Consider the following 24,337-nt stretch of genomic DNA (forward strand, 5'->3'; position numbering starts at 1 on the left):
ACGCGTGGTCGCCGCGAGCGCTGGCCTGGCCTGTCCGGATGTGGTCATGGCCGCAGCCGGACCTCTCATCAGCCCTGGCGTCGCCCGACCTACTTATTAACCTGGCGTCGCCGGGCTACTCCCGGCGATGCCGTACCTCCCAATTGATTGATGGCCATCTTGAAGAACACAAGGAATGGGAAACTTCTCGTGCGTCTTCGCATTGCAAGGGTCGCGCTCGCGATTGTCGGCATCACGCTGACGGCCGGCTGCGGGGGCGGTCAGGCTGATGCCGGTGGCGATGCCGACGCCGGCCTTCCGAAGTCCCCCGAAGAGTCCTACGCGACGGTAATGAAGGCCCTGTTCGCCGGTGAGTCCCAACGGGTGTGCCCGTTCATGACGCCCGACGCCGCAGAGGCGTTCGTCAACCAGATGCGCCGATGGAAAAACGCGTCCGGCACCACCTGCGAAGGGGTCATCGACTCCTTCGCCAGCAAGCAGACGGGTCCGCCGCCGGAGCCCCGGGGGGTCACGATGTACGGGCCGGTCGAGTATCCCAACGAGAACTTCGCCGAACTGGGGCTCTGCGGACGGAATGCGAACGGCGACGCCATGACGAACTTCACCGGAGTCACCTGGAAGAAGCAGGACGGCGGCTGGATCATTACAGACATCGATATGATTGGCGGCTGTGGAGGCTGAAGACAGCGCTGCCTGACGGCTCCAACAGTCACCTGGGCCCTGAACCGCCGTCGGCTGCCCCCACTGTGCCGCTGGAGCTTGCCGTGGCAACGAGGACAACGTCGACACGGCTGCCGACTGCGGTGGAAGCCGTCGCGAGTCCGCCCTGGCGACGACTGGATCAGACTGAGCAGTCGCAGCCAAGCCGGGTCGGAAGAGGCCTTTCAGCACTCCCGCGAGCCGCTCGGCATCGGCCCGTTTGATCGGCTTGCCGGCAAGGGGCGAGTGGCGAGGATCCAGAAGGTTGGTTCCCGCGGCGGTGTGTCCACGCCGGCAATACATCGGCCTCGAAGGCATAGAAGGGGCAATTCGCCAACCAGGCCTAATCCAGCTGCTCTAGGTCGCCCGCGTCGGCGGCCACGAGGGATCTCCGCGAGTGCCGGTCGCGCGACGGCCAGACGTGGCCGACGTCACCGCCACCGCCAAACCAGCCGGCCGCCGCATCGACGGATATCCGTGGTTTTGGTGAACGTCGTCGTCACTGCCCTTGAGACCCCGGCAGACCCACCCGGACACCGCCGGACGGGGCGGGACGGGGGATGCTCGTCGGACGAGCAGCCACCGAGCAGCCACACGCCCACAGGGACAGACAAGCGAGGGGCCTGACCCGCGTTTCCGCAGGTCAGGCCCTTCGCGATCTTGTGCGTCCGAAGGGACTCGAACCCCTAACCTTCTGATCCGTACAAGCGAGCATGGCCGGCGGGTGTGCCGATCACCTCGCCGCCGGCCTGGTGCCGATGTTCCTCGGATGGCGCGGCGTTGCGCTCCGCTGGGGTCGAGCTGGGGCCAGCAGGCCGAGCGCGGCCGGCGCGGCCCGCTTGCGGGCCGCCTCAAGCCGCGCAACATCAATCGGCATTTCGAGCAGTTGTGCGAGCGGGCGGAAGTTCGCCAGATCCGCGTCCATGATCTGCGCCACTCGTGCGCGACACTGCTTTACGACCAGGGCGTGCCGCTGGAACGGATTCAGGACGTGCTCGGACACAGCTCGCCGACCGTCACGAAGTCGATCTACGTGGAGGCCACCCGGCGGGTACAGCAGGACGCGGTGGACCGGCTCTGCTTCCTCTTCGACGCGTAGGCGTAGGGGTCAGCAGTGGGGGTCAGAACGCCTGCGGCAGGTAACCCAACCGGCGGCGCGCCTGCCGCAACCCGAGGGATCGCCGATGCGGTGGCCCAGCAGCCGGACCTCACCCCGGTCCGGGCGCAGCACCGTGGCCAGCACCCGCATCAGGGTGGTCTTGCCGGCGCCGTTCGGTCCGAGCAACCCGTGCACGCCCACACCCAGCTCGAGGTCCAGGTCGTCGAAGACGGTCCGCTTGCCGTAGCTGACCCGCAGGCCGTTGACGCTCACCACCGTCATGCCGGTTCCCTCCCCACCCGTTCCCGACGCACATACACCACAACCGCGGCCACCGCGGTGACGCCCAACCATCCCGGGCCGCTGGACACCACGACCGACATGCCGCCGACCGGCGGTGCCAGCACCACCACCGCCCACACCCCCGCCACCACGAGCGCGGCGTACGCGGGCTCGATCAGCGAACCGAGCGCCAGCGTCAGCACGGTCACGCGACGCAGGGAAGCAGCCACAACACCGGCGTACCGATGTCCGTCACCGCGCCGGCCAGGACCGCGACGGGCGCGGCAACCACGAGCACCGCCAGCGTGCGCCACAGAACGATCCGCAGGCCGCCCTGCGGTGTCCCCGCGATCAGGTCGTGCAACGGATCGGTCCGCGGCCCGTACGACAGGGCCGTACCAGCAACGGGCAGCGCCGGCGCGATCAGCAGGAGCAGCCACGGCGGGACCACCGTCGGGCTGACCGCCAACCCCGCGGTGAGCACCCCGGTGACGGCCACCGACAGCAACCACGCCGCCCGCGCCGCAGGTCCCGCACCCACCAACACCCTGACCCGCCGCCACCCCGTTGCCCGCCGCACCCGCCCCTGCGCCGGCAGCCGGTTGCCCAGCGTTACCGCCACCGCCTCGACCACCAGGGCCGTTGACGCGTACCGCGCGATGCTGGTCCGGCAGGCCCCACAACGGTCGAGGTGCGCCTCCACCGACCACGCGAGGTTTTCGGCACCCGCACCGCTGCGGATTTCGGTGCTTGTGCGCCGTCCCGCACAAGCACCGAAATCCGCCATTCCATACCGCGTCGCGAGTTAGGCGGTGTCGCGTCTACGTCCGCTCAGCCGTCGATGACTGATCGCGATAAATGCCGTACCGAGGCTGATCACAGTCAGGGCGATGGTGACGTAGGTTGAGTATCGGCTTCCGGTGACGGGCAGAGTGCCTTTGCGGACCGTGATGCTTGCCGAGGTGGAGGAGCCTGGGCCGCTTTGGACCGAGGTGACGGCTTCCGTCGTATTGACTTTTGTTCCGCTGGTGGTGCCGGTGACGTTCACCGAGAAGGTGCAACTCCCGTTGGCCGGCAGGGTGGCGCCAGCCAAGCTGATGCTGCTGCTACCAGCAGTCGCGGTGATCGTGCCGCCGCCACAGGAACCACTCAAACCGTTGGGTGTGGCGACCACCAGTCCCGTAGGAAGGTTGTCGACGAAACTGACGCCGGTCAGCGACGTTTTTGTATTGGGGTTGGTGAGGGTGAAGCCCAGTGACGTCGTCCCGTTGAGGGGGATGGTGGCCTTCCCGAAAGCTTTGGCGATTGTCGGTGGCGCGACGACCGCCGCGCGGACCGTGACGGTTGCCGAGGCGGGGGCGCCCGGGCCGCTTTCGTTCGAGTCCACCGGGCCGCTGGTGTTCACCTTCGTTCCGCTGGTGGTGCCGGTGACGTTCACCGAGAAGGTGCAACTCCCGTTGGCCGGCAAGGTCGCACCAGCCAGGCTGATGCTGCCACCACCAGCAGTCGCGGTGATCGTGCCGCCGCCACAGGAACCACTCAAACCGTTAGGCGTGGCGATCACGAGCCCTGCGGGCAGGGTGTCACTGAAACGGACCCCGGTCAACGACGTACGCGCGTTGGGGTTGCTGAGGGTGAAACGCAGTGACGTCGTCCCGTTGAGGGGGATGGTGGCCTTCCCGAAAGTCTTGGCGATTTTCGGCGGTGCGACGACCGCCGCGCCGACTGTGACGGTTGCCGAGGCGGGGGCGCCTGGGCCGCTTTGGACCGAGGTGACGGCAGTCGTCGTATTGACTTTTGTTCCGGTGGTGGTGCCGGTGACGTTGACCGACACTGTGCAGCTCCCGTTGGCCGGCAGGGTGGCGCTGAACAGGCTGATGCTGCTGCTACCGGGAGTCGCCGCGATCGTGCCGGAGGCGCAGTTGGTCTGCGCGGCACTGGGTGTGGCGACCACCAGTCCCGTAGGAAGGTTGTCGACGAAACTGACGCCGGTCAGGGACGTTTCGGTATTGGGGTTGGTGAGGGTGAAACGCAGTGACGTCGTCCCGTTGAGGGGGATGGTCGCATCCCCGAAAGCCTTGGAGATCGTCGGTGGTGTAGCGACGGCGACCGTGATGCTCGCCGCAGCGGGGGTACCCGGGCCGCTTTCGTTGGAGTCCACCGGGCCGGTGGTGTTCACCTTCGTTCCGCTGGTGGTGGCGGTGACGTTTACCGAGAAGGTGCAACTTCCGTTGGCCGGTAGGGTGGCGCCGGCCAGGCTGATGCTGCCACCACCAGCAGTCGCGGTGATCGTGCCGCCGCCGCAGGAACCGCTCAAACCGTTGGGCGTGGCGACGACCAACCCCGCAGGCAACGCATCGCTGAAACCGACCCCGGTCAATGGCGTATTCGCGTTGGGGTTACTGAGGGTGAAACTGAGCGACGTCGTCCCGCCGGCACGGATGGTCGTGGTCCCGAAAGCCTTGGAGATCGTCGGTGGCGCGATGGGTGCGGTGCAGAATGGTCGCGTGATGGTGTTGTGGATCAGCGTGACGGCGCCGTTGCGGGCCAGCACCCGTCCAGCAACGGTGGCTCCTTCCCCCAGCGTCGCCGATTGCAACGCCAAGATGGTTCCGGCGAAAACTGTTCTGGTATTCAAGGTCGCCGAGCTGGTGACCTGCCAGAACACGTTGCACGCCTGCGCGCCACGGATCAGCCTGACCCGGCTATCAGTCGCGGTGATGAGGTCGGATCCCACCTGGAAGATGAACACCGCGTTGGGATCATTCTCCCCGTCCAGCGTGACAGTGCCCGTCAGAGACATGGTGGCGGGCGACCTGTACACCCCTGCGGCCAGAGTTTGGCCGCCGAGGTCGGCGCTCACCGTAGCGGTTGTCGGTTCCCCTGCGGCAAAGTCGTACGCCGTGGTCAGAGCGGCCTGAGCCTGCATCGCTTCGGTGTCACCGACGTGTTCCTCGCCGGTCACCACCGGGTCGCCGGTGACCGACGTGCCCGGCCAGACACCCAGGTCCCCGTTGATGACCGAAGGGCCGACGGGAGGCGGGACGTCAGTGACCGCCTGGCCAGCCAACACCCCGTAGGACTCGGCAACCCCCAACGGGACCGGGGCCTGGGCCCAGGCCGCCGACATCCCAACGACCCCTACGAAAATCGTCGTAGAGACGACAGCCCCCGCCATCGCCATCGCAGTAGACCGACGGTGTCTACGACACGCGCGAGCCAAACTGATCACCGACACAGATTTCCCCCACCAATCAAGATCCCGCCCCGGCAAGATTCGGAGCGCAGAGGTTGTTAGCTGGCGCAGCGTCAGGTGACGGGCGCCCAAAAGACCTGTACGGGAGATTATCGCCGCAAAGCGGACCAATGCCGTGAAATGCCCCAAAAAGGCTATAGTGAGATGATGTCCGGCGTCTCCGTAGGCCAGTTGCACCAGGCGCGAGGCGGCCTCATATGTCCCGATCCTCGCCCGGTCCGAGGACCGGCGCAGCGCCAACATGCTCGCCATCGCGAATATGCAGCAACGGTGCGCCCGTGCTCGCGGACCTTCATCGTCAACGCGTCCATCCACACGAACGTGTAATGCCCCGAGTCGAGGGGCCGGTTGCGGAACGCCTCGACCTGGGCGTCCAGATGCGCGGCCATCTCCGAGACCTGCGACTTCGACAGCTGCCGGATCCCGAGCTGCTCGACCAACTTCTCCACCCGGCGCGTGGAGACTCCGAGCAGATACGACGTCGCCACCACCGACACCAGAGCCTGCTCGGCCCGTCCCCGGTGCGTCAGCAACCAGTCCGGGAAGGGGACTGTACAAATAATGGCCCTGTCTCACATTCGGTGGTGACAGAGAGTCGTGAGAGTCGTTGACACTCGCGTGAAGGACGTCAATCGGCTTGTGCAGGCGGTGTTCTCGGGTCTCTCCCCGCTGGTCATAGAGGATGTGGTTGACGAGGGCGAGCGGATCGTGGTGCGGGCGCGGACTCCGCGGGGCCCCGCGGTGTGTCCGGTGTGCGGGGCGTCGTCGGGGCGGGTGCACGGATTTCACCTGCGGACGGTGGCCGACGTGCGGTCGACGGGCGGCGGGTGGTGGTCCGTGTGCGTGTGCGGCGTCTGGTGTGTCCCACGCGCGGCTGCCGGCAGACCTTCCGTGAGCAGATGCCCGGAGTGCTGGAGCGTTACCAGCGACGCACGGCGCGCCTGTCCCGGCACGTCAAGGCTGTGGTCAAGGAGTTAGCGGGCCGGGCAGGAGCCCGCTTGCTGGCGATACTCGCGGTAGGCCTGTCTCGCTACACGGCCCTGCGTGCCCTTCTGGGCATCCCGTTGCCTACTGGGCGGACGCCGCGTGTGATCGGCGTGGACGATTTCGCTCTGCGCCGACGGCACCGCTACGCCACCGTGGTGATCGACGCCGAGACACACGAGCGGATCGACGTGCTGCCCGACCGCACCGCCGACACGCTGGAAGCGTGGCTACGCGAGCATCCGGGCGTCGAGGTCGTGTGCCGTGACGGCTCCGCTACCTATGCTGAGGCCATCCGCCGCGCCCTGCCCGACGCGGTGCAGGTCGCGGACAGGTGGCACCTGTGGCACAACCTGTGCGAAGCCGCCCTGAGCGAGGTGAAGGCACACAGCACCTGCGCCGCGGGGAACTGCTCGGCCTCGCCTGGGACGACATCGACCAGGCGGCCGGCGAACTCAACGTCTCCTGGCAGCTCCAGCGCATCGGCAGGCAGCTCGTGCGCCGCGAGACCAAGACGGCGGAATCCGACGCGTCGATGCCCCTACCCGACATCTGTCGGACCGCCCTGGCCATCCGCCAAGCGGAGCAGCGAGCGGACATGAAAGCGGCCGGCGAGGTGTGGCAGAAGTCGCCGCTGGTGTTCACCACCCGCTTCGGCACGCCGATCGAGCCTCGGAACTTCAACCGGGCCTGGGAAGCTCGGATCCGCCGCTACGGCCTACGGCAGATCACTCCGCACGGCGCCCGACGGACCTGCGCCAGCATCCTGGCCGACCTCGACGTGCACCCACGGGTGGCCATGCAGATCCTGCGGCACGCCGATTTCAAGGTCACGATGGAGATCTACACGCGGGTCAGCTCGAAGCAGACTCGCGAGGCGTTGAAGCGCCTGGGCGACCGCATGAACGGCACGGAGTCGGCATGACTACGGCTGTACTTCGCTGCTGTACCGCATGGAAATGGGGCCGTCTCGGTTACCCGAAACGGCCCCTCACCTGCTGTGCGCCCGAAGGGACTCGAACCCCTAACCTTCTGATCCGTAGTCAGATGCTCTATCCATTGAGCTACGGGCGCTCGGTGCTCAGCCAGTCTACACACCCGGCTTTCGCGCGGAGACTCCGGGATTCGAACCCGGGAGGGGCTTTAAAACCCCAACCGCATTAGCAGTGCGGCGCCATAGACCAGACTAGGCGAAGTCTCCCCGGTGACCTCTGCAGACCACCGCGCCCGAGGATACATGGCCCCACCGATGGGGAGCAAAGCGACTTGCCCCGTACGGTCGGCCGCCGGGTCGGCCGGGGCGCCCACGCCCGGCCCGGCCCCGTGCTTCCCGGCTGTGCGGGGGCGTGATCGGTACTACGCTCCATCGATATGCAGGAGCAGCCGCCGCGCGAGCCGACCCGCCGAGAGCCTGCTGAGGGAGCGCGGCGACGCTCCCCGAAGCCCACCTTCACACCACCGCCCCCCGCGTCCTCCGAGGCGGACCGGACGGCGGCTTCTGAGGAGCGCCCCCGGCGCGTGAAGCCCGCACCGGCGGTGCTCTTCCAGCCGCCCGCGGCTGACGCGCCGCTGCCCCGCCAGGCCGATCGTGCGGCCGCTCCGGTGCCCCGCGACCGCGCCGGCCGGGCGGAGGCGGACGGGCAGAGTGACGTGTCACACAAGAGTGACGCGGACGCCGCAAACGCCCCGGCGAAGAAGGCGGCCGCCGCGACCCCGGTCGAGGAAACCGTCGCGGCGCCAACCGCCCCTGTGGGGAAGGCCACCACCCCGGCGAAGAAGGCCGTGCCCAGGAAGACCACGACCAGGGCGACCACCGCGAAGAAGACGACCGCCAGGAAGACTCCGCCGGCCGAGCAGCCGCGCGAGGCCGTCGACGTGGCGCCGGGGGAGACAGCGGACACACCGGCTGCGGCGAAGGCCACGCCCGCCCGGAAGGCGACCGCGCGGAAGGCCGCACCGCCCACGCGGACCCCGTCCACCCCTGGCCAGGTCGGGCGCGCGAACGCCGCCGCAGCCCCCGGCAGCAGCGCCCGGGTCGGGAGCGCGAACGCCGGCGTGCCGAGCGTCACAGCCGACGCCGGGCCGGCGAGCACGACGGCCGGTGGCGGGCCGGCGAGCACCACGGCCGGCGCCGCGCCGGCGAGCACCCCTTCGGCCCGTATGCCGGAATCGACCATGCGGGGGATCACCGCGCGGGTGCTCGACCATCCCGGGTTCGCTCCGGAGCTGCTGGCCCTGGCTGCCGTCGAGGTGCTCGGCCCGCGCGCCCGCGACTGGGCGCAGCGGCTGCGCGACGCGTACCCCGACGCGGGGGCCGACGGGCTGGCCCGGCTCGCGACCCGGCGGTTCGTCCGGCAGGCCGGGGCGGGCGGGGCGACGGCCGCGCTGGCGGGCCTCTTCGCGCCGCTGGCCGAGCTGGGGGCGGTGCTGTGGACCCAGGCCAACCTGGTGCTGCACCTGGCGGCGGCGTACGGCCGGGACCCGGCCCATCCGGACCGGGCGGTGGAGCTGCTGGTGCTGACCCGGGTGCACCCGGATGCCGAGAGCGCACGGGCGGCGCTGGCGGCGGCCCGGGCGGCGGACGGGCCGGGTGAGGCGCCCTGGCCACGCGCGGCGGAGGCGGCGTGGCGGCTGGCCGCGCCGCTCGCCGCCCATGCCGGTGGCTGGCTGGCGCTGCGGATGACGTCCCGGCTGCTGCCGGGCGCGGCGGTGCTCGCGGCCGCGACCGGCGACGCGGCGGGGGCCGCGCGGCTCGCCGCCCGCGCGATCAGCGCCTACCGGCGGACACCGGCGGGCTGAGCCGACGACGGCCGGGCGAGAGCCGGCGAAGGGAGGGAGCCGGCGGAAGGGAGGGAAGCGCGCGGGCAGACGGAGGGATCGGCGCGGAGCGGCTCACAGCCAGTCGAACCACGCCTTCGGCAGCAGGGCGTAGCCGACGAAGGCGAACACGTCGAGCAGGGTGTGCGCGACGACCAGCGGCATGACCCGGCGGGTGCGCAGGAAGAACAGGCTGAACACGACGCCCATCACCACGTTGCCGACGAAGGCGCCGAAGCCCTGGTAGAGGTGGTACGAGCCGCGCAGCACGGCGCTCGTCGCGATGATCGCGCCGAGCCGCCACTGGAGCTGCCGTAGCCGGGTGACCAGGTAGCCGACCACGATCACCTCCTCCAGCACCGAGTTCTGCACGGCGGCCAGGATCAGCACCGGCACCGTCCACCACAGGTCGGGCAGCGCGGCCGGCACCAGCGTGGCGTTGACGCCGAGCTGGGCCGCCACCCAGAACAGCGCCAGGCCGGGCAGGCCGATCAGCGCGGCCAGGCCGGCGCCCCGGGCCAGGTCCTGGGCAGGCCGCCGGGCGTCCATGCCGAGCGTCCGTGCCGGGTCGCCGGGGTCCCGCGCCAGCAGGTGTACGGCGAGCAGCACCGGCAGCAGCGCGAACCCGATCCCGAGCAACTGGTACGTGAGGTCCAGCCACGGCCGGGGCGACACCGAGGTGTTGAGCGCGGCGGTCTGCTTCGACAGCGGCCCGTCGGCGGTCAGCTTCGCGACGATCGACACCGTCGCGTAGACGGCGGACTGGCCGAGGGACAGGCCGAGCACCAGCAGCGTCTCGGTGCCGAGCATCCGGCGGGTCGCCGGGCGGTCCAGCTCAAGTGTCACCGCACCACTGTGCCCGACGCCGACGGCCGGCGGCAGCGCCCGAGCGGGCCTCACGAGCCGATCGCACATTCTGTGCGACCGGTGGACACGCTCCGTGGACATTCTATGGGCGCCCGATCCGCCGTCAGGAGAAGGAGCGCCCGTGGACGACTTCGCACGTCTGCTGAAGGAGAGCTGGACCCTGGTCGAGGAGCACCGGGAGCGGCTGAGCGGTCACTTCTACGCCCGGCTCTTCCTCCTCGACCCCGAGCTGCGGAAGCTCTTCCCGGTGCAGATGGCCGGGCAGGGTGACCGGCTCCTGGAGGCGATCGTCACCGCCATCCAGACCGTCGGCGACCCGGAGAGCTTCGACGAGTACCTGCGCTCGCTGGGCCGGGACCACCGGAAGTACCACGTCGAGGCGGCGCACTACGAGACCATGGGCGTCGCGCTGCTGGACGCGCTGCGCAGCACCGCGGGCGACGGCTGGAACCTCGAGTACGACCAGGCGTGGCGGGACGCGCACGCCGCGATCTCGGAGAAGATGCTGGCCGGGGCGGCTGGCGACGACAACCCGCCGTTCTGGCACGCGGAGGTGCTGACCCACGAGCGGTACGGCACGGACACGGCGGTGCTGACCTGCCGGGCGCTGCAGCACCCGCTGCGGTGGAAGGCCGGCCAGTACGTCAGCATCGAGGCACCCCGTCACCTCCCCCGGGTGTGGCGCACCTACTCGATCGCGAACGCCCCGAACGACGACAACCTGCTGGAGTTCCACGTCCGTACGCCGGCGGGCGCCGGCTGGCTCTCGGGGGCGCTGGTCCGCCGGGTCAAGCCGGGCGACCTGCTCCGCGTGGCGGCGCCGATGGGATCGATGACGCTGGACCGCTCCTCCGAACGGGACGTCCTCTGCGTGGCCGGCGGCGTCGGGCTCGCCCCGGTCAAGGCGCTGGTGGAGGAGCTGGTGAGCTACAACCGGACCCGGTGGGTGCACGTCTTCTACGGTGCCCGCACGGAGGCGGACCTGTACGGCCTGGCGGGGCTCCAGGAGCTGGTGGCGGCCCACCCGTGGCTGTCGGTGACCCCGGCGTGCAGCGAGGACCCGGACTTCGACGGCGAGCAGGGCGACATCGCCGACGTGGTCGGCCGGTACGGGCCGTGGACCGGGCACGACTGCTACGTCTCGGGTTCCACCCGGTTGGTCCGGGCCACCCTGCGTGTCCTCGCCGAGGACGACGTCCCGCCGCAGAACACCCGCTACGACACCTTCGGCAACCTCTAGAAGCGTTCCTCCCCCCAACCGGGGCGCGTGCCCCTGCCCCCTGGGGCACGCGCCCCGGTCCCCGACGGGCGGACCGGCACCGCCCCGCCCGACCACGTCCGCCCGGCCGTCCTTCCCACCCGGGCGGACGTGGTCGTGCACCTTCGGGTGAGCGTCAGTAGCGCCAGGGGTGGCCGGTCTCGCGGTACTCCTCGACGGGCACCAGCGGCACGCCCGGCGCCATCCGGTCCACGTAGAGCCGCCCCTCCAGGTGGTCGATCTCGTGCGCGACGAGCCGGGCCATGCCGAACTCGAACGAGGTGATGATCCGGCTGCCGTCGTACTGGGCGTGCTCCACGTCGATCCGCAGCGGCCGGGGCACCAGGCCACGGTGGTCGAAGAAGGAGAGGCAGCCCTCGTACTGCTCGTCGGTGTCCGGGGAGGTGTCGACCACCCGGGGGTTGAGCAGCACGACCGGCTCGGCCGACCGGTCGGGGGGTCGGACCACCGCCGCGGCCCGGTCGAGGCCGAGCTGCGGGGCGGCGATGCCCACGCCCTTGCTGAACGGGTGCAGCTCGTCGAGCCGGGCCAGGGCCGCGGCGAGGCGGTCGACCACGTCCCGGGCCGCCTGCTCCTCGCCGGGCAGGTCGAACGGGCGCGCCGGCTGGCGGAGCAGGTCGGTCCCGCGCTGCACGATGCCGATGCCGCGCATCCGGTCGCTGGGCCGGACCCGCCCGGCCTCCTCCGGCTCGGCGTCGGGCCGGCCGCGGAACCGCCACTGCAACCGGTAACGCGCGTTGAGCGGCGGATCGTCGGTCGCCCAGTCGTAGATCACCCGGTCGGCGTCGTCGCGGCGGGTCACCGGCGTGCGCAGCGGGCCCTCCTCCGCCGAGAGCGAGGTCTCCGCGCCCCAGACCTGCGGGTCGAGGGCCGCCGGGAGGTCCAGGCGTACGGCCATCTGCCGGGTGGGCAGCCGGACGGCCCGCTGGAACCAGGGGCCCCACTTGTCGTGCCCGACGCAGTACGCGTACTCGATGGTGGCGCGGTCGCCGGGGTAGAGCGGGAAGCGCCGGTCGGCGTTCTCGAAGAGCAGCCAGATCTCCTTGAAGGCGTCCCGGTCGTGCTTGGCCCGCCAGTGCATCGCCTCCCGCTCGCCCGCGTCCTCCCGGAACGCCCGCAGCCGCAGCTCGGCGAAGGTGAGCGGATGCTCCCGGTGGTGCCGGTTGGACCGCCCCGGGTCGTTCGGGTAGCGGTCCACGGCGATCCGCACCAGGTAGCGGGTGACCGGCTCGGTGCCGGCGTTGTAGAGCTCCCGCCGGATGACGCAGTGGTACGCGTCGTCGAGGTGGGTGAGCGTGGCGAGTTCCCGTTCGACGATGAGCCCGGTGCCGGGCGGCATCCACTGGCCGGGGACGGGTGGCTCCCGGAGGGCCCGTTCGGCGCGGGCGTGGCGCAGTTCGTCGTACTCCCTGAAGCGCTGCCAGATCGCGCCGCTGGCCTCCAGCACGGCCTCGGCGCGGCGCGCGAAGTCCTCGGTGGGGCGGTGTCGCCGCCCCTCGACGTGGCTGACGTACGACGGGTCGAACCCCATCAGGGTGGCGAGCTGCTTCTTGGACAGCCCCCGCCCCGTGCGGTGCCGGGCCAGCTCGGCAGCGAAGGAGTCGGCAGCCCGATCGAGCGGTGAGGTCGTCATCAGCTTCCTCGTGGCCGGGGGTACCAAGTTTCACGTTCTGTGCCCGCGCACACACGGCAAGTGCCACCTTGCCGACACGAACCTTGACACCGAGCGACGCTTGTCGATACTGCGCCGGCGTTTCCCGCCCCTCCCCCCGGGTAGTACGCCGCACGCGGCGGAGTGACCCGCACCTCCCGATCCGGCGTAGGTGAGGCTTCCCTTAACCCGCGAGCTGTGGTTAGGCTAGCCTTAGCTCAGCGACGGACGCTGCGGACGGGGGATGAGTCGGATGACAGCGGTGATGCCGGGGCGCCAGGTCGCCGCCGCGCCGCTGGCCCCGGTCACCGCCGCCCTGCGGGCCATGTTCGGCACCGACGACGTGCCCGGCCTCGCGCCCGGCCTGCTGGTAACCGACGAGTTCGGCTGGGGCCGGGCCAGCGCCCTGGTCGACGGCACCCGGCTGCCGGAGTTCCTGCACTCGGCCACCCTGCGCTGGGGCGGCACCCCGCACGCCTGCGCCGCGCTGGCCTGGAAGTCGTACAGCTACTGGACGGCCCTGCCCGTGGTGCTCGGCTGGGCCTCCGCCCGCCGGGTGCCGCTGCTCGACCCGGCCGACGTGCTGATCCACTTCGAGGACCACCGCCCGCTGCTCACCCTGGGCCTGCGCCGCTCGACCACGGTCGCGGTGCTGCCGGGCGACCCGCTGGCGCTCTCCGGGCTGCCGGAGGTGCGGGTCGTCGCCGACGAGGCGGAGCTGCTCCGGGTGCTCCGCGCCTCGCTGCTCGACGCCCACCTGGCCCCGATGATCGCCGCGATCCAGGCCGAGGTCCGGATCGGCGCGCGCACCCTGCTCGGGTCGGTGGCCTCCGGCATCGCCCACGGCATCCTCCGGGCCGCCGACGGTCTGCCCGGCTCCTCGGTCGAGACGATCGAGACCCTGCTCGGCGCGCTGGACCTCGCCGACCTGGTGGAACTGGTCCCCGGCCCGACGGGCGAGCCGACCGTGCAGCGCCGCACCTGCTGCCTCGCCTTCACCCTCCCCAAGCCCAAGATCTGCCAGGGCTGCTGCGTCCGTCCGTAGCGCCTGACCTCCCGGTCCCGCCTCAATCGGTCACCGGGCGGACGTCCCAGAGCCACACCCCTCCCGTGTACGTGGGGCGGATGCCGGTCAGCTCGGTCATCCCGCGACGCAGGGCGTCGACGTGCCGGTGCGGGCCGAGGACGACCGCCCCCGCCCGCCAGTACCGCAGGTCCCCGACCGCGTCGACCCGCGCCTGCGGCGTGATCGGCGGCACCGCGCCGGTGCGCCGGATCTCGGCGAAGAACTCGTCGGTCGGCCGGGGCGGGGCGGAGAACAGCGCGACCCGGTCCCGCCCGGGGCGGGTGTCCGGGCCGAGGAAGTAGCCGCGGGCGATGGCCATGTCCAACCCGGTCCGCGCCGACCAGCGCAGCGGGTCGGCGTAGTGGGTGTCCGGCAGGGGCAGGGTCACGATGCTCCGCCCGCCGGCCGCGTACGGCCGCCAGGCGCCGGAGGTGACGAAGGCGGGAACGGGGTCGAGCCGGGTGGTGGGCAGCGGGGTGGGCAGGATCGGCAGCAGCGCCATGGCGAGCACCGTGGCGGCGGCGAAGCGGATCTGCGGTCGGGCCCGCGGGTGCCGGGCGGCCAGGACGCGCACGTGCTCGGCCCCGTAGGCGAGCAGCACCCCGACGATCGGGGTGATCGCCAGCGCCCACCGGGTCGGCACCACCGAGTGCAGGATCGGCAGGCCCTCCAGCGCCGCCCACGGGCCGGGCACCCCGGTCCCCCTGCCGTTGAGCTGGATCTCCCGCCCGAGGGAGAGCAGGCCGAAGAGCAGCGCGAGGGCGGCCAGCCCGCGCACCACGACGTGCCGGCGCAGCCACCAGACCAGAGCGACGACGAGCACCACCAGCGGCCAGCCGAAGAAGGCGTTCTCCTCGGTCGGGTTCTTCGCCAGCCCCTGCGCGGTGCGCGCGTCACCGGCGAGGGACTCCCGGGAGTACGCCACGAACGAGGCGAGGTCCGTGGAGTAGCCGCGGATCAGCCAGGACAGCCCGTGGTACGCCCCGGGCCCGAAGAACTGGACGTAGAGCGGGTACGCCAGCAGGACCAGCGCCACCAGGGCGGCCGTGCCCAGGCCGGCGAGGAACGGCCGGGCCCGGCGGCGCAGTTCGGGCCGGCCGAGGGCGAGCGCCCCGACGATCACGCCCAGCCCGATCGCGGTCATCAGCAGCACTTCGAGGTTGATGAAGGCCTGCCAGACGATCACGAGCGCGAGCAGCACCCCGTTGCGCAGCCAGCGCCCCGGCTCGGCGAGGCGCAGCGTGCGCCAGACGATCAGGGGCACCACGAACTGCGAGACGATGTTGGGGTGCGCGTTCGCGTGCGACACCATCGCCGGGGCGTACGCGCAGAACGCCGCGCCGAGCCAGGCCGGCCCCCGGGAGCCGACGACCACCCGCGAGAGCAGGAGGTACCAGGCCGTCGCCGTGGCGATCATGCCCAAGGTAAGGAACAGCAGAAACGACGCCCGCGTGCCGAGCAGCAGCGTGACGGGCGTCATTGGGATGGATACGGATAATACGGACGTGTTCGCCATCAGATTGACGCCGTCCGGCACGTTCATCCGGTCGGACGTGAACGGATAAACGAAATCGGTCACCACCCGCGCGCCGTGTGCCATCATCCACTCGAACTGGGACTGGTCCGTACGGTTGTCCCGGATGCCGTGGGACGGGCGCAGCCACAGCCGCGCGGTCACCCAGAAGCCGAGCACGACGAAGCTCGCGACGGCGGCGAGGTCCGTCCACCACCCCTTCCAGGGGCGTACGCCCCGGTCGGACCCGCTCTCCGGGGCCCCGCGTCCGGGCGCGCCGGCGGGGAGGTCCGATTCAGGAGTAGTCATGACGATTCGTAGAGTAGTCAGGCTATGGCACCGCCGTGACATGTTTCGGGGTACTGGCGTACCATGTGCCGGGTTCGCCGACCGCCGATCACGTGCCCACCCCCGACCGCAATTCGGCCACCCAGGTGCCCCGATTCTTCTGCCGTCAGCGCGGATGATTCACTCTGTCGGTCCAGGCGCGGGTCGAGTCATATCGTGAGGAATCGACGCATGGCAGAAATCACTGGGGATCAGCGCGTGCAGTCCGAGGTCCTGGAAGGCCTCGCGACCGCGGTCAACCACCGTCGCTGGTTCGTCGAGCTGGCCGTGCCGCACCTCGGTGACAACCCGATCGAGATCGGCAGCGGGCTCGGCGACTACGCGCTGGAGTGGGCGGAGCGGCTGCCCCGCTTCACCGCCACCGAGGCGGACCCGGACCGGCTCGTCTCCCTGAAGGAGCGGCTGGCCGACCAGCCGACCATCGAGGTCCGCCAGATGCTGCTGCCGCACTCGGAGCGGGGCGACTACAGCGCGGCGGTGTCGTACAACGTGCTGGAGCACATCGAGGACCACGTGGGCGCGCTGCGCAGCATGCGCGACCTGGTCCGGCCCGGCGGCAACGTCATCATCATCGTGCCGGCGTTCCAGTTCGCGATGAGCCCGGCGGACATCGCCACCGGCCACGTGCGCCGCTACACCAAGAAGACCCTGGCCGACGCGATGACCGCCGCCGGCCTGACGGTGGAGAAGATCCACTACGCGAACGCGCTCGGCCTGATCGGCTACTTCATGGCGACCAAGGTCTTCCGGCTGATGCCGAAGGAGGGTCCGATGGTCAAGGTCTACGACACCCTCGTGCTCCCCGCCACGAAGGCGGCGGAGCAGCGCGTCCGCCCCCCGTTCGGCCAGTCCGTCTTCGCCGTGGCCCGCGTCCCCGCCTGACCCACTCCGCTCCGTTCCCCCGCCCCGCGATCTTGCACTTCCGCGTCCGCTCCACGGCTTTCGTCCGTTGGGCCGGGGCAGCAGGCGCAAGATCGCGGGAGCTGGGGGTGCGGGTCAGTCCTTGACCTGGTAGGTGGGGCGGATAACCGCGCGGGCCAGGGTGTGGAAGGCCAGGTTGAAGCCGACGGCGGCGGGGGTGGCGTCGGGAGTGACGTCGAGGCGCTCCACGTCGATGGCGTGCACCGCGAAGACGTAGCGGTGCGGGCGGTCGCCGGGCGGCGGCGCGGCGCCGCCGTAGCCCCGGTCGCCGTAGTCGTTGCGGACCGTGAAGGCGCCGCCGAGATCCTCCACACCCGCTCCCCTGGGCAACTCGGTGACGCTCGTCGGCAGGTTGACCAGCACCCAGTGCCAGAACCCGCTGCCCGTCGGGGCGTCCGGGTCCAGGCAGGTCACCACGAAGCCCTTGGTCTCGGCCGGGAAGCCGGACCAGGCGAGCTGCGGCGAGACGTTCCCGCCCCCGACGCTGCCGTGGGCGTACGCGGTGTCCATCGGCTCGCCGTTCTGCACGTCCTCGCTGGTCAGGGTGAACGACGGCACGGTCGGCAGCAGCTCGTACGGGTCCGGGGCGATCGGTCGTTCCAGGGTCATCGAGACAGGTCCTTCCGGTGAGCGCGATTGTCCTCCGCCCTTCATACCCCGCCGACGCCCGAGATCGAACCGGCAGCGCCAGACGCCCCGTGCGAGGCGCTTCGACCCGGATCGACACGCCGCACGCGCCGTGGGCAAGAATGCCTCCCATGGGCCTTGATCTCTACGTCGGACCGCTGACCCGCTACCACCTGAACGACTGGCTGACCATCACACAGCAGATCGGCGCACAGGAGGGATACGACGTGCGGATCGTCCGGGCGCAGGAGGACGAGGAGCACGAAACCGACCCGGACATGGTCCAGAACGCCGTACGGGAGTGGCAACAGTGGCTCGGGGAGGCGCTCGGCGGCCCCGTGGACTGGCCGGAGGGCACGACCCAGCCGTACTGGACCGACAAGCCCGACTGGGACGGATTCGGCGCCGTCCTGCTGCTCGCCGCGTACGACGAGCGTCCCGACCTGCGTCCGGGCCCCGGGGACAAGGAAGACAGCCCGCGCGCGTTCGCCGACGCTCCCGCGTACCAGGTGGCCTCGGCCCAGCCCGAGCGCTACATCACCCTGCTGTCGGGGGTGGAGTGGTGGTTGCCGCTCGCTGAGGATCCGCTCGTGATCGAGGCGTCCCGACCGACGGGTCAGCCGACCCGGATGGGTTCGGTCGACCGGCTGGCCGCCGAGCTGCGCCTGCTGGACGAACGCGCCGGTGTCCTCGCCGGGCACGACCCGGCCGAGCTTCGGCGAGGGCTGCCCTCCGACGACCCGACGCTGGCGGAGGTCGCACGGTTCGGCCTCGCGGTGATGCTCGATCTCGCCGAGACCGCGATCGAGCACCGTCAGCCCCTACTCCTGGACTACTGACCTCACCACGCAGGCAGGCACCACAACGCCCCTTGGCCGCGTTTGCGCTGGCCAGGGGGCGTTGCGTTGTTCAGGGCCGGAGAGGGTGCACCAGCGCCCGGGGGGTTAACCCCCGGCCCGACCGGGGGCTGACCGGCGGACGCGTCCGGGGGCGTATCGGATGGTTGAGCGGGGCGAATTCGCTGAGGCTGGGGACACATCAGCATCGTCCAAGGCGGGCTCGTTCGAGCAGACACGGCCCCCTGATCCTCGTCTGGAGCCCGATGACCATCGTTGCAACGTGCCTCAGCGCGCTACGCGGCTGGCACCGTCCGCTGGTGGCGAACGCGACGCTCATGTTCACCCTGACGTTGGTCTGCGCCGTCGGTCTGTTCGTCGACGATCGCCTGCTCATGGGCGAATCGGTCTGGGTGAAGCCGATGAAGTTCGGCTTCGCCATGGGGGCGTACGGCCTGACGCTGGCGTGGCTGCTCAGCAAGCTGAGCAGGGGCAGACGTCTCGGCTGGTGGCTCGGCACCGTGTTCGCGGTCGCCGGCCTGCTGGACGTCGGCGCCGTCGTCTACGCCGCCGCCCACGGCACCTTCAGCCACTTCAACAACAACGAAGAGCCTGTCGCTGAAACCGTGCGGACGGTGTTCTCCATCGGCGTCGCGCCGCTCCTGCTGACCAGCATGGTCATCGCGATCCTGGTCCTGATCCAACGCACCGGCGACCGCGCCATGACCCGCGCCCTGCGCGCCGGACTCGGGCTTGCCATCGCCAGCATGGTCGTGGCCCTCTGGCTCGGCAACTCCTCGAGCGCGACACCCCGCACGGTGACCGACGCCAACGGCCATCCGGTGTCCATGACCGGCGGCCACGGCATCGGCGACCCCGACGGCAACGGGATGTTCCTCACCAACTGGAGCACGACCGGCGGCGACCTCCGCGTACCGCACTTCGTCGGCCTGCACGCCATCCAGGTGCTGCTGCTCGTCACCGCGATCCTGGGTGTGCTCGCGACCAGTCAGGGTTGGCTCCGCGACGAACGGGTCCGGGCCCGGCTGGTCGGCGTCGCCAGCCTCGGCTACACCGGTGCGTTCGCAATATTCACCTGGCAGGCGAAGCGAGGCACGCCGGTGACCCGTCTCGATCGGCAGACACTGGTCGCCTTCGCGGGGGTGGCGGTGTTCACCCTCGCGACGGCCGCCGCAGTCGTCGTCGCTGCGCGTCGCCGGCCTGCGTCGCCCACCGACGGGGAGCAGCGCGCTGAACTGTCGGGCGTGGCGGCCCACTGACGAAGCGAGACTGACTCACCATCCACGGACACGCCCCCTGACCGGCATCTGCGCTGGTCAGGGGGCGTTTTTGCTGTCCAGAGGCGGAGGGTGTGGGATTCGAACCCACGAAGGACATCGCTGCCCTTACCGGTTTTCAAGACCAGCGCCATCGGCCACTAGGCGAACCCTCCCGGGCCGCGCCCCGCAGGGGTACGCGACCATGCCTAGTCTGCCACGGCGGCGCACCGGGCGAGCGGGCACGGCACCCGCGTTGGAATGATCGGCGGCATGTGGGATACCCCGTCCGTCGTGCTGATCACCGGCATCATGGCCGCCGGCAAGTCCACTGTGGCCGAGGCGCTGGCCGGGCGCCTGCCCCGGGCGGTGCACCTGCGCGGCGACGTCTTCCGGCGGATGGTGGTCACCGGGCGCGAGGAGATGACCGCCGAGCCGTCGGAGGAGGCGTGGCGGCAGTTGCGGCTGCGCTACGACCTCGCGGCGTCGGCGGCGGAACGCTACGCCGCCGCCGGCTTCACGGTGGTGCTCCAGGACGTGGTCCTCGGCGCGGACCTGCCGGCCATGGTCGACCGGATCCGGCACCGCCCGCTGGCGGTCGTCGTGCTCGCGCCGAGCCCCGAGGTCGTCGCCGCCCGCGAGGAGGCCCGGGAGAAGGTCGGGTACGGCGACTGGCCGGTCGCCGACCTGGACGCGGGGTTCCGCGCGGAGACGCCCCGCATCGGGCTCTGGCTGGACACCTCCGCGCAGACGCCGGCACAGACGGTGGACGAGATCCTGGCCCGGGCGTGGACCGACGGGCGGGTGGGGTAGACACAGGGCATGCGCGCGATGACGATCCCGGAACCCGGCGGACCCGACGCACTGGTCTGGAGCGAGGTGCCCGATCCCGAGCCCGGCCCCGGCGAGGTCGTCGTCGACGTGCGGGCCACCGCCGTCAACCGGGCCGACCTGCTGCAACGGCAGGGGCACTACCCCCCGCCGCCGGGCGCGCCCGCGTACCCCGGGCTGGAGTGCTCCGGGGTGATCAGCGCGACCGGGCCCGACGTGGCCGGCTGGGAGGTCGGCCAGGAGGTCTGCGCGCTGCTGGCCGGCGGCGGGTACGCGGAGCGTGTCGCCGTGCCGGCCGTGCAGTTGCTGCCGGTGCCGGCGGGGGTCGACCTGGTCGACGCGGCGGCGCTGCCCGAGGTGGCCTGCACGGTCTGGTCGAACGTCGTGCAGCTGGCCCGGCTCGCGAAGGGCGAGACGCTGCTGCTGCACGGCGGCGGCAGCGGGATCGGCACGTTCGCGGTCCAGCTCGGGGTCGCGCTCGGTGCCACGGTGCTGGTCACCGCGCGGGCGGCCAAGCACGAGCGGCTGCGCGAGCTGGGCGCGGCGCACACGATCGACTACCGCGAGCAGGACTTCGTCGAGGAGGTCCGGCGGGTCACCGACGGCCGGGGCGCCGACGTCATCCTCGACATCATGGGCGCCTCCTACCTGCCCCGGAACGTGGCGGCGCTGGCCGCCGACGGCCGGCTGGTGGTCATCGGCATGCAGGGCGGCCGCAAGGGCGAGCTGGATCTCGGCGCGCTGCTGGCCAAGCGGGGCACGGTCGCGGCCACCGCGCTGCGGTCCCGGCCGCTGGACCAGAAGGCCGAGATCGTCCGGGGCGTCCGTCAGCAGGTGTGGCCGCTGGTCGAGGCGGGCGCGGTCAGGCCGATCGTGGACCGCCGGCTGCCGATCACCGAGGCGGCGCAGGCGCACCGGCTGGTCGAGTCGAGCGACCACGTCGGCAAGGTGCTGCTCACCACCGGCTGACGCGTCGACCGCCCCGGCACGAGGGTCGTGAGCTGCCCGCCGGGGCCACCGTCAGGCGGTCGACGCCGGGGCGACGGCCGGAGGAGGAGCGTCAGGCGGTCGACGCGGGGGCGACGGCCGGGCGGGGGAGCATCAGGCGGGCGCCCGGGCCCTCGCCGGAGAGCGAGTCGTCCGGGTTGTAGAGCGTGCAGCGCCGCAGCGACAGGCAGCCGCAGCCGATGCAGCCGTCGAGGTCGTCGCGCAGCTTGGTCATCAGCCGGATCTTCTCGGTCAGGCGCTCCCGCCAGGCCGCGGAGAGCCGCGCCCAGTCCTCCGCGCTGGGGGTCCGGGAGGCCGGCAGGGAGTCCAGCGCCTCCCGGATCTCTTCGAGCGAGATGCCGACCTGCTGGGAGATCCGGATGAACGCCACCCGGCGCAGCTCGGTGCGGGCGTACCGGCGCTGGTTGCCGCTCGTCCGCTCGGCCCGGATCAGCCCGAGCCGCTCGTAGTAGCGCAGCGCCGAGGGGGCCACGCCGCTGCGGGTGGAGAGCTGGCCGATGGTCAGTGATTCGTGCATCACGTCGCCTTGAGTTGAAGCGGACTTCAACTTGCAGGCTAGCGACATGACCACGATGACCGCCAACGCGGGTCCGGTGGCGACCGCCCCACCGCCGGACGACCCGACCACGCCACCCCTGCCGGGGCCCGTCGCGCCGCTGTACGAGCGGGTCCGCGCGGGCCGGGAGTTCGGCGCGAACGTCCGTTCCACGGTCGACGTGCTGTGGGTGCTCTACGACCGGATTCTGCGGATCACCCCGGAGACCGTCGACGCCCCGGAGCGGGACCGGTTCCTGCTCTCCAAGGGGCACGCCGTCGCCGGCTACTACGCCGTGCTCGCCGCGAAGGGCTTCGTCCCCGCCGACTGGCTGGACGACCAGGGCGGCCCCGGCAGCCGGCTCGGCGACCACCCCGACCGGATGCTGGTGCCCGGGGTGGAGATCGGCTCCGGGTCCCTCGGCCACGGGCTCGGGCTCGGCGTGGGCACCGCGCTCGGGCTGCGCGCCCAGGGCCTGCTCACACCCCGGGTCTTCGTGCTGCTCGGCGACGCGGAACTGGACGAGGGCTCCAACCACGAGGCGATCGCGTACGCGGGGGCGACCGGGTTGGCCGGCCTGACCGCGATCGTGATCGACAACGGCTCCGCCACACACGGCTGGCCGGGCGGCGCCGCGGCCCGGTTCACGGTCAACGGCTGGACCGCCGCCACCGTCGACGGGCGCGACCACGACGCCCTGCACACCGCCCTGACGGGCCAGGACAACCACCGGCCGCACGTCGTCGTCGCGGTCGTCGACCAGGGGGAGTGACCGTGCGGGACCGTTTCGTCGACACCACCACCGCGCTGCTCGCGGACGATCCGCGTGCGGCGCTGGTGCTGGCGGACATCTCCGCCGCCGCGTTCGCCCCGGCCGCGCGGCAGCACCCGGACCGGGTGCTCAACGTCGGGATCCGTGAGCAGTTGATGGTGGGCGTGGCCGGCGGGCTGGCGCTGACCGGGCTGCGGCCGATCGCGCACAGCTACGCCCCGTTCCTGGTCGAGCGCGCGTACGAGCAGCTCAAGCTTGACCTCGACCACCAGGGCGTGGGGGCGGTGCTGGTCAGCGTCGGCGCGTCGTACGACCGCGCGGCCGCCGGGCGGACCCACCTCTCGCCGGCGGACGTCTCGCTGATCGACACCCTGCACGGCTGGACCGTGCACGTCCCCGGCCACCCCGACGAGGTGCCGGCGCTGCTGCGGGACGCGGTGGCCGCCGACGGCTCGGCGTACCTGCGGCTCTCCACGCAGCAGAACAGCCGGCCGTACGGCGGCGACGGCGCGCTGCGCGTGCTCCGGGACGCGGGGCCGGGCGCGCCGCTGCTGGTCGCGGTCGGCCCGGTGCTGGACGCGGCGCTCGCCGCGGCGGCCGACCTGGGCGTCACGGTGGCGTACACCCACCGGCCCCGGCCGTTCGACACCGCGGGGCTCCGGGCGCTGGCCGGCGCGGACGTGATCCTGGTCGAGCCCTACCTGGCCGGCACGTCGGCGCGGGTGGTCTCGGCGGCGCTGGCCGACCGGCCGCACCGGCTGCTGGCGCTCGGCGTCGGGCGCGAGGAACTGCGCCGCTACGGGTCGGCCGAGGACCACACCCGCTGGCACGGGCTGGACGCCGCCGGGCTGCGCCGCTCGGTCGGCGGGTTCCTGGAGTCGACGCTGGCGCCAGCGGGCCGCTGAGCCCGGGACGACCCGCCGCGGGGGAGTTCCCGGCGGCGGGTCAGCGGGTCGGGGCGCCGAGGGGGCGGCGGCGGGTGCGCTCGCGGCCGAGGATCCAGAGCGCCTCGACGCCGTCCTTCCAGGTGATCTTCTTGCCCTCCTCGCGGCCCCGCGCGCGGTAGCTGATCGGCACCTCGTAGGGGCGGATCCGGCGGCGCAGCAGCTTGCCGGTCACCTCCGCCTCCATGCCGAAGCCGCGCGAGCGGACGTCGAGCGACCGGTAGAGGTCGACCGGCATCAGCTTGAAGCAGGTCTCCAGGTCGCCGATGTAGGAGTTGAACAGCACGTTGGCGGCCATCGTGACGCCCTTGTTGCCCATCACGTACCAGAAGCTGTAGGCGCTGTGGCTGCCGAAGGTGCGATTGCCGTAGACGACCGTGGCCCGCCCGTCGAGCACCGGGTCGAGCAGCTTGGGGATGTCCTGCGGGTCGTATTCCAGGTCGGCGTCGAGGATGACCATGTAGTCGCCCTCCGCGTTGTCGACCGCCGTCCTGATGGCCGCGCCCTTGCCGGCGTTGCGCTGGTGGTTGATGACCCGCAGGCGCGCGTCGTCGGCCCGGCCGAGGATCTCACCGGTGCCGTCCCGGCTGCCGTCGTCGACCACGACCAGCTCGATCTCGCACGGGTAGTCGACCGCCAACGCCTGCTTGAGAGCATCCGCGATGCGTTCTTCCTCGTTGTAGACCGGCATGAGGATCGAGAGCTTCACGGGAATCTCCACGGTG

The 24,337-nt window shown here is 71.4% G+C and carries 22 protein-coding genes, 3 tRNA genes and 3 pseudogenes; 14 read left to right on the forward strand and 14 right to left on the reverse strand.

The window, feature by feature from the left end:
• Nucleotides 1–150: 150 nt before the first annotated feature.
• Together ACFY23_RS00120 and ACFY23_RS00125 are read left to right on the forward strand one after the other, a co-directional pair.
• Entirely contained in the window at nucleotides 151–681 is a 531-nt protein-coding gene (locus ACFY23_RS00120) for a hypothetical protein (RefSeq protein WP_350679734.1), read from the forward strand.
• Between the two features lie 787 nt (nucleotides 682–1,468).
• Nucleotides 1,469–1,798 (forward strand): tyrosine-type recombinase/integrase, encoded by a 330-nt coding sequence (locus tag ACFY23_RS00125; RefSeq protein WP_350679693.1) that lies wholly within the window; start codon nucleotides 1,469–1,471, stop codon nucleotides 1,796–1,798.
• Between the two features lie 81 nt (nucleotides 1,799–1,879).
• Here the strand turns inward: ACFY23_RS00125 and ACFY23_RS00130 are convergent.
• The 5 genes and pseudogenes from ACFY23_RS00130 to ACFY23_RS00150 form a co-directional block, all read right to left on the reverse strand.
• Nucleotides 1,880–1,981: pseudogene (locus ACFY23_RS00130) on the reverse strand (ATP-binding cassette domain-containing protein); the annotation flags it as partial.
• A gap of 95 nt (nucleotides 1,982–2,076) precedes the next feature.
• Nucleotides 2,077–2,289, reverse strand: coding sequence for a hypothetical protein (locus tag ACFY23_RS00135; protein WP_350679695.1), 213 nt, complete (start codon nucleotides 2,287–2,289; stop codon nucleotides 2,077–2,079).
• Entirely contained in the window at nucleotides 2,286–2,783 is a 498-nt protein-coding gene (locus tag ACFY23_RS00140; RefSeq protein ID WP_350819252.1) for a hypothetical protein, read from the reverse strand. Before ACFY23_RS00140 ends, ACFY23_RS00135 begins: the two co-directional genes overlap by 4 nt.
• 102 nt (nucleotides 2,784–2,885) lie before the next feature.
• Entirely contained in the window at nucleotides 2,886–5,210 is a 2,325-nt protein-coding gene (locus ACFY23_RS00145) for an ice-binding family protein (protein WP_350679699.1), read from the reverse strand.
• Nucleotides 5,211–5,596: 386 nt separating this feature from the next.
• Nucleotides 5,597–5,881: pseudogene (locus ACFY23_RS00150) on the reverse strand (transposase); the annotation flags it as partial.
• A 103-nt stretch (nucleotides 5,882–5,984) separates the two neighbouring features.
• Here ACFY23_RS00150 and ACFY23_RS00155 point away from each other — a divergent pair.
• Both ACFY23_RS00155 and ACFY23_RS00160 read left to right on the forward strand, forming a co-directional pair.
• Nucleotides 5,985–6,724, forward strand: a pseudogene (locus ACFY23_RS00155) (ISL3 family transposase); the annotation flags it as partial.
• Nucleotides 6,676–7,245 (forward strand): tyrosine-type recombinase/integrase, encoded by a 570-nt coding sequence (locus tag ACFY23_RS00160; protein WP_387051180.1) that lies wholly within the window; start codon nucleotides 6,676–6,678, stop codon nucleotides 7,243–7,245. The pseudogene ACFY23_RS00155 and the gene ACFY23_RS00160, both read left to right, overlap by 49 nt.
• Before the next feature lie 76 nt (nucleotides 7,246–7,321).
• On the opposite strand, the gene ACFY23_RS00165 is transcribed toward ACFY23_RS00160, so the two are convergent.
• Nucleotides 7,322–7,394: transfer RNA gene (locus ACFY23_RS00165), tRNA-Arg, on the reverse strand.
• Nucleotides 7,395–7,430: 36 nt separating this feature from the next.
• Nucleotides 7,431–7,521 (reverse strand) — tRNA-Ser (locus tag ACFY23_RS00170).
• A gap of 317 nt (nucleotides 7,522–7,838) precedes the next feature.
• Between ACFY23_RS00170 and ACFY23_RS00175 the strand changes: the two genes are divergently transcribed.
• A complete protein-coding gene (locus ACFY23_RS00175) occupies nucleotides 7,839–9,119 on the forward strand; it encodes a hypothetical protein (RefSeq protein ID WP_350679701.1) in 1,281 nt (426 codons plus the stop codon).
• Nucleotides 9,120–9,212: 93 nt separating this feature from the next.
• Here ACFY23_RS00175 and ACFY23_RS00180 read toward each other — a convergent pair whose 3' ends face one another.
• Complete coding sequence (locus ACFY23_RS00180; RefSeq protein WP_350679703.1) at nucleotides 9,213–9,983, reverse strand: CPBP family intramembrane glutamic endopeptidase; 771 nt, start codon at nucleotides 9,981–9,983, stop codon at nucleotides 9,213–9,215.
• Between the two features lie 142 nt (nucleotides 9,984–10,125).
• Between ACFY23_RS00180 and ACFY23_RS00185 the strand changes: the two genes are divergently transcribed.
• A complete protein-coding gene (locus ACFY23_RS00185) occupies nucleotides 10,126–11,244 on the forward strand; it encodes a globin domain-containing protein (RefSeq protein WP_350679705.1) in 1,119 nt (372 codons plus the stop codon).
• 154 nt (nucleotides 11,245–11,398) lie between these two features.
• Here the strand turns inward: ACFY23_RS00185 and ACFY23_RS00190 are convergent, their stop codons facing one another.
• Entirely contained in the window at nucleotides 11,399–12,916 is a 1,518-nt protein-coding gene (locus tag ACFY23_RS00190) for a peptide deformylase (protein WP_350679707.1), read from the reverse strand.
• Nucleotides 12,917–13,199: 283 nt separating this feature from the next.
• On the opposite strand from ACFY23_RS00190, the gene ACFY23_RS00195 reads away from it, so the two are divergent.
• Nucleotides 13,200–13,979, forward strand: a complete 780-nt coding sequence (locus ACFY23_RS00195; protein ID WP_350679728.1) for a ferric iron reductase — start codon at nucleotides 13,200–13,202, stop codon at nucleotides 13,977–13,979.
• 22 nt (nucleotides 13,980–14,001) lie between these two features.
• Here ACFY23_RS00195 and ACFY23_RS00200 read toward each other — a convergent pair whose 3' ends face one another.
• A complete protein-coding gene (locus tag ACFY23_RS00200; protein WP_350679709.1) occupies nucleotides 14,002–15,822 on the reverse strand; it encodes a hypothetical protein in 1,821 nt (606 codons plus the stop codon).
• Between the two features lie 210 nt (nucleotides 15,823–16,032).
• Between ACFY23_RS00200 and ACFY23_RS00205 the strand changes: the two genes are divergently transcribed.
• A complete protein-coding gene (locus tag ACFY23_RS00205) occupies nucleotides 16,033–16,743 on the forward strand; it encodes a class I SAM-dependent methyltransferase (protein WP_350679711.1) in 711 nt (236 codons plus the stop codon).
• A gap of 114 nt (nucleotides 16,744–16,857) precedes the next feature.
• Here ACFY23_RS00205 and ACFY23_RS00210 read toward each other — a convergent pair whose 3' ends face one another.
• Complete coding sequence (locus ACFY23_RS00210) at nucleotides 16,858–17,391, reverse strand: YbhB/YbcL family Raf kinase inhibitor-like protein (protein ID WP_350679713.1); 534 nt, start codon at nucleotides 17,389–17,391, stop codon at nucleotides 16,858–16,860.
• Between the two features lie 149 nt (nucleotides 17,392–17,540).
• Between ACFY23_RS00210 and ACFY23_RS00215 the strand changes: the two genes are divergently transcribed.
• Nucleotides 17,541–18,248, forward strand: coding sequence for a hypothetical protein (locus ACFY23_RS00215; RefSeq protein WP_350679715.1), 708 nt, complete (start codon nucleotides 17,541–17,543; stop codon nucleotides 18,246–18,248).
• A 263-nt stretch (nucleotides 18,249–18,511) separates the two neighbouring features.
• Nucleotides 18,512–19,525: a hypothetical protein gene (locus ACFY23_RS00220; RefSeq protein WP_350679717.1), complete on the forward strand. Its 1,014-nt coding sequence runs from the start codon at nucleotides 18,512–18,514 to the stop codon at nucleotides 19,523–19,525.
• 84 nt (nucleotides 19,526–19,609) lie between these two features.
• Here the strand turns inward: ACFY23_RS00220 and ACFY23_RS00225 are convergent.
• Nucleotides 19,610–19,698 (reverse strand) — tRNA-Ser (locus ACFY23_RS00225).
• Between the two features lie 97 nt (nucleotides 19,699–19,795).
• On the opposite strand from ACFY23_RS00225, the gene ACFY23_RS00230 reads away from it, so the two are divergent.
• Together ACFY23_RS00230 and ACFY23_RS00235 are read left to right on the forward strand one after the other, a co-directional pair.
• Nucleotides 19,796–20,335 (forward strand): AAA family ATPase, encoded by a 540-nt coding sequence (locus ACFY23_RS00230; RefSeq protein WP_350679718.1) that lies wholly within the window; start codon nucleotides 19,796–19,798, stop codon nucleotides 20,333–20,335.
• Between the two features lie 9 nt (nucleotides 20,336–20,344).
• Complete coding sequence (locus tag ACFY23_RS00235) at nucleotides 20,345–21,322, forward strand: NAD(P)H-quinone oxidoreductase (protein WP_350679720.1); 978 nt, start codon at nucleotides 20,345–20,347, stop codon at nucleotides 21,320–21,322.
• 91 nt (nucleotides 21,323–21,413) lie between these two features.
• Here the strand turns inward: ACFY23_RS00235 and soxR are convergent, their stop codons facing one another.
• The gene (soxR, locus tag ACFY23_RS00240; protein WP_350679722.1) at nucleotides 21,414–21,878 is read right to left on the reverse strand and encodes a redox-sensitive transcriptional activator SoxR; all 465 of its coding nucleotides are present in this window, start codon (nucleotides 21,876–21,878) and stop codon (nucleotides 21,414–21,416) included.
• A gap of 46 nt (nucleotides 21,879–21,924) precedes the next feature.
• Here soxR and ACFY23_RS00245 point away from each other — a divergent pair, with 46 nt between their 5' ends.
• Nucleotides 21,925–22,668 carry a transketolase gene (locus ACFY23_RS00245; RefSeq protein WP_387035809.1) on the forward strand — a complete coding sequence of 248 codons (744 nt, stop codon included), beginning with the start codon at nucleotides 21,925–21,927 and terminating at the stop codon, nucleotides 22,666–22,668.
• Between the two features lie 2 nt (nucleotides 22,669–22,670).
• The gene (locus ACFY23_RS00250; protein ID WP_350679724.1) at nucleotides 22,671–23,573 is read left to right on the forward strand and encodes a transketolase; all 903 of its coding nucleotides are present in this window, start codon (nucleotides 22,671–22,673) and stop codon (nucleotides 23,571–23,573) included.
• Between the two features lie 40 nt (nucleotides 23,574–23,613).
• Here the strand turns inward: ACFY23_RS00250 and ACFY23_RS00255 are convergent, their stop codons facing one another.
• Nucleotides 23,614–24,321: a glycosyltransferase family 2 protein gene (locus ACFY23_RS00255; RefSeq protein ID WP_350679732.1), complete on the reverse strand. Its 708-nt coding sequence runs from the start codon at nucleotides 24,319–24,321 to the stop codon at nucleotides 23,614–23,616.
• Nucleotides 24,322–24,337 lie beyond the last annotated feature (16 nt).

Origin of the sequence: Micromonospora sp. NPDC000121, assembly GCF_042899165.1 — a bacterium.
GTDB lineage: Bacteria > Actinomycetota > Actinomycetes > Mycobacteriales > Micromonosporaceae > Micromonospora.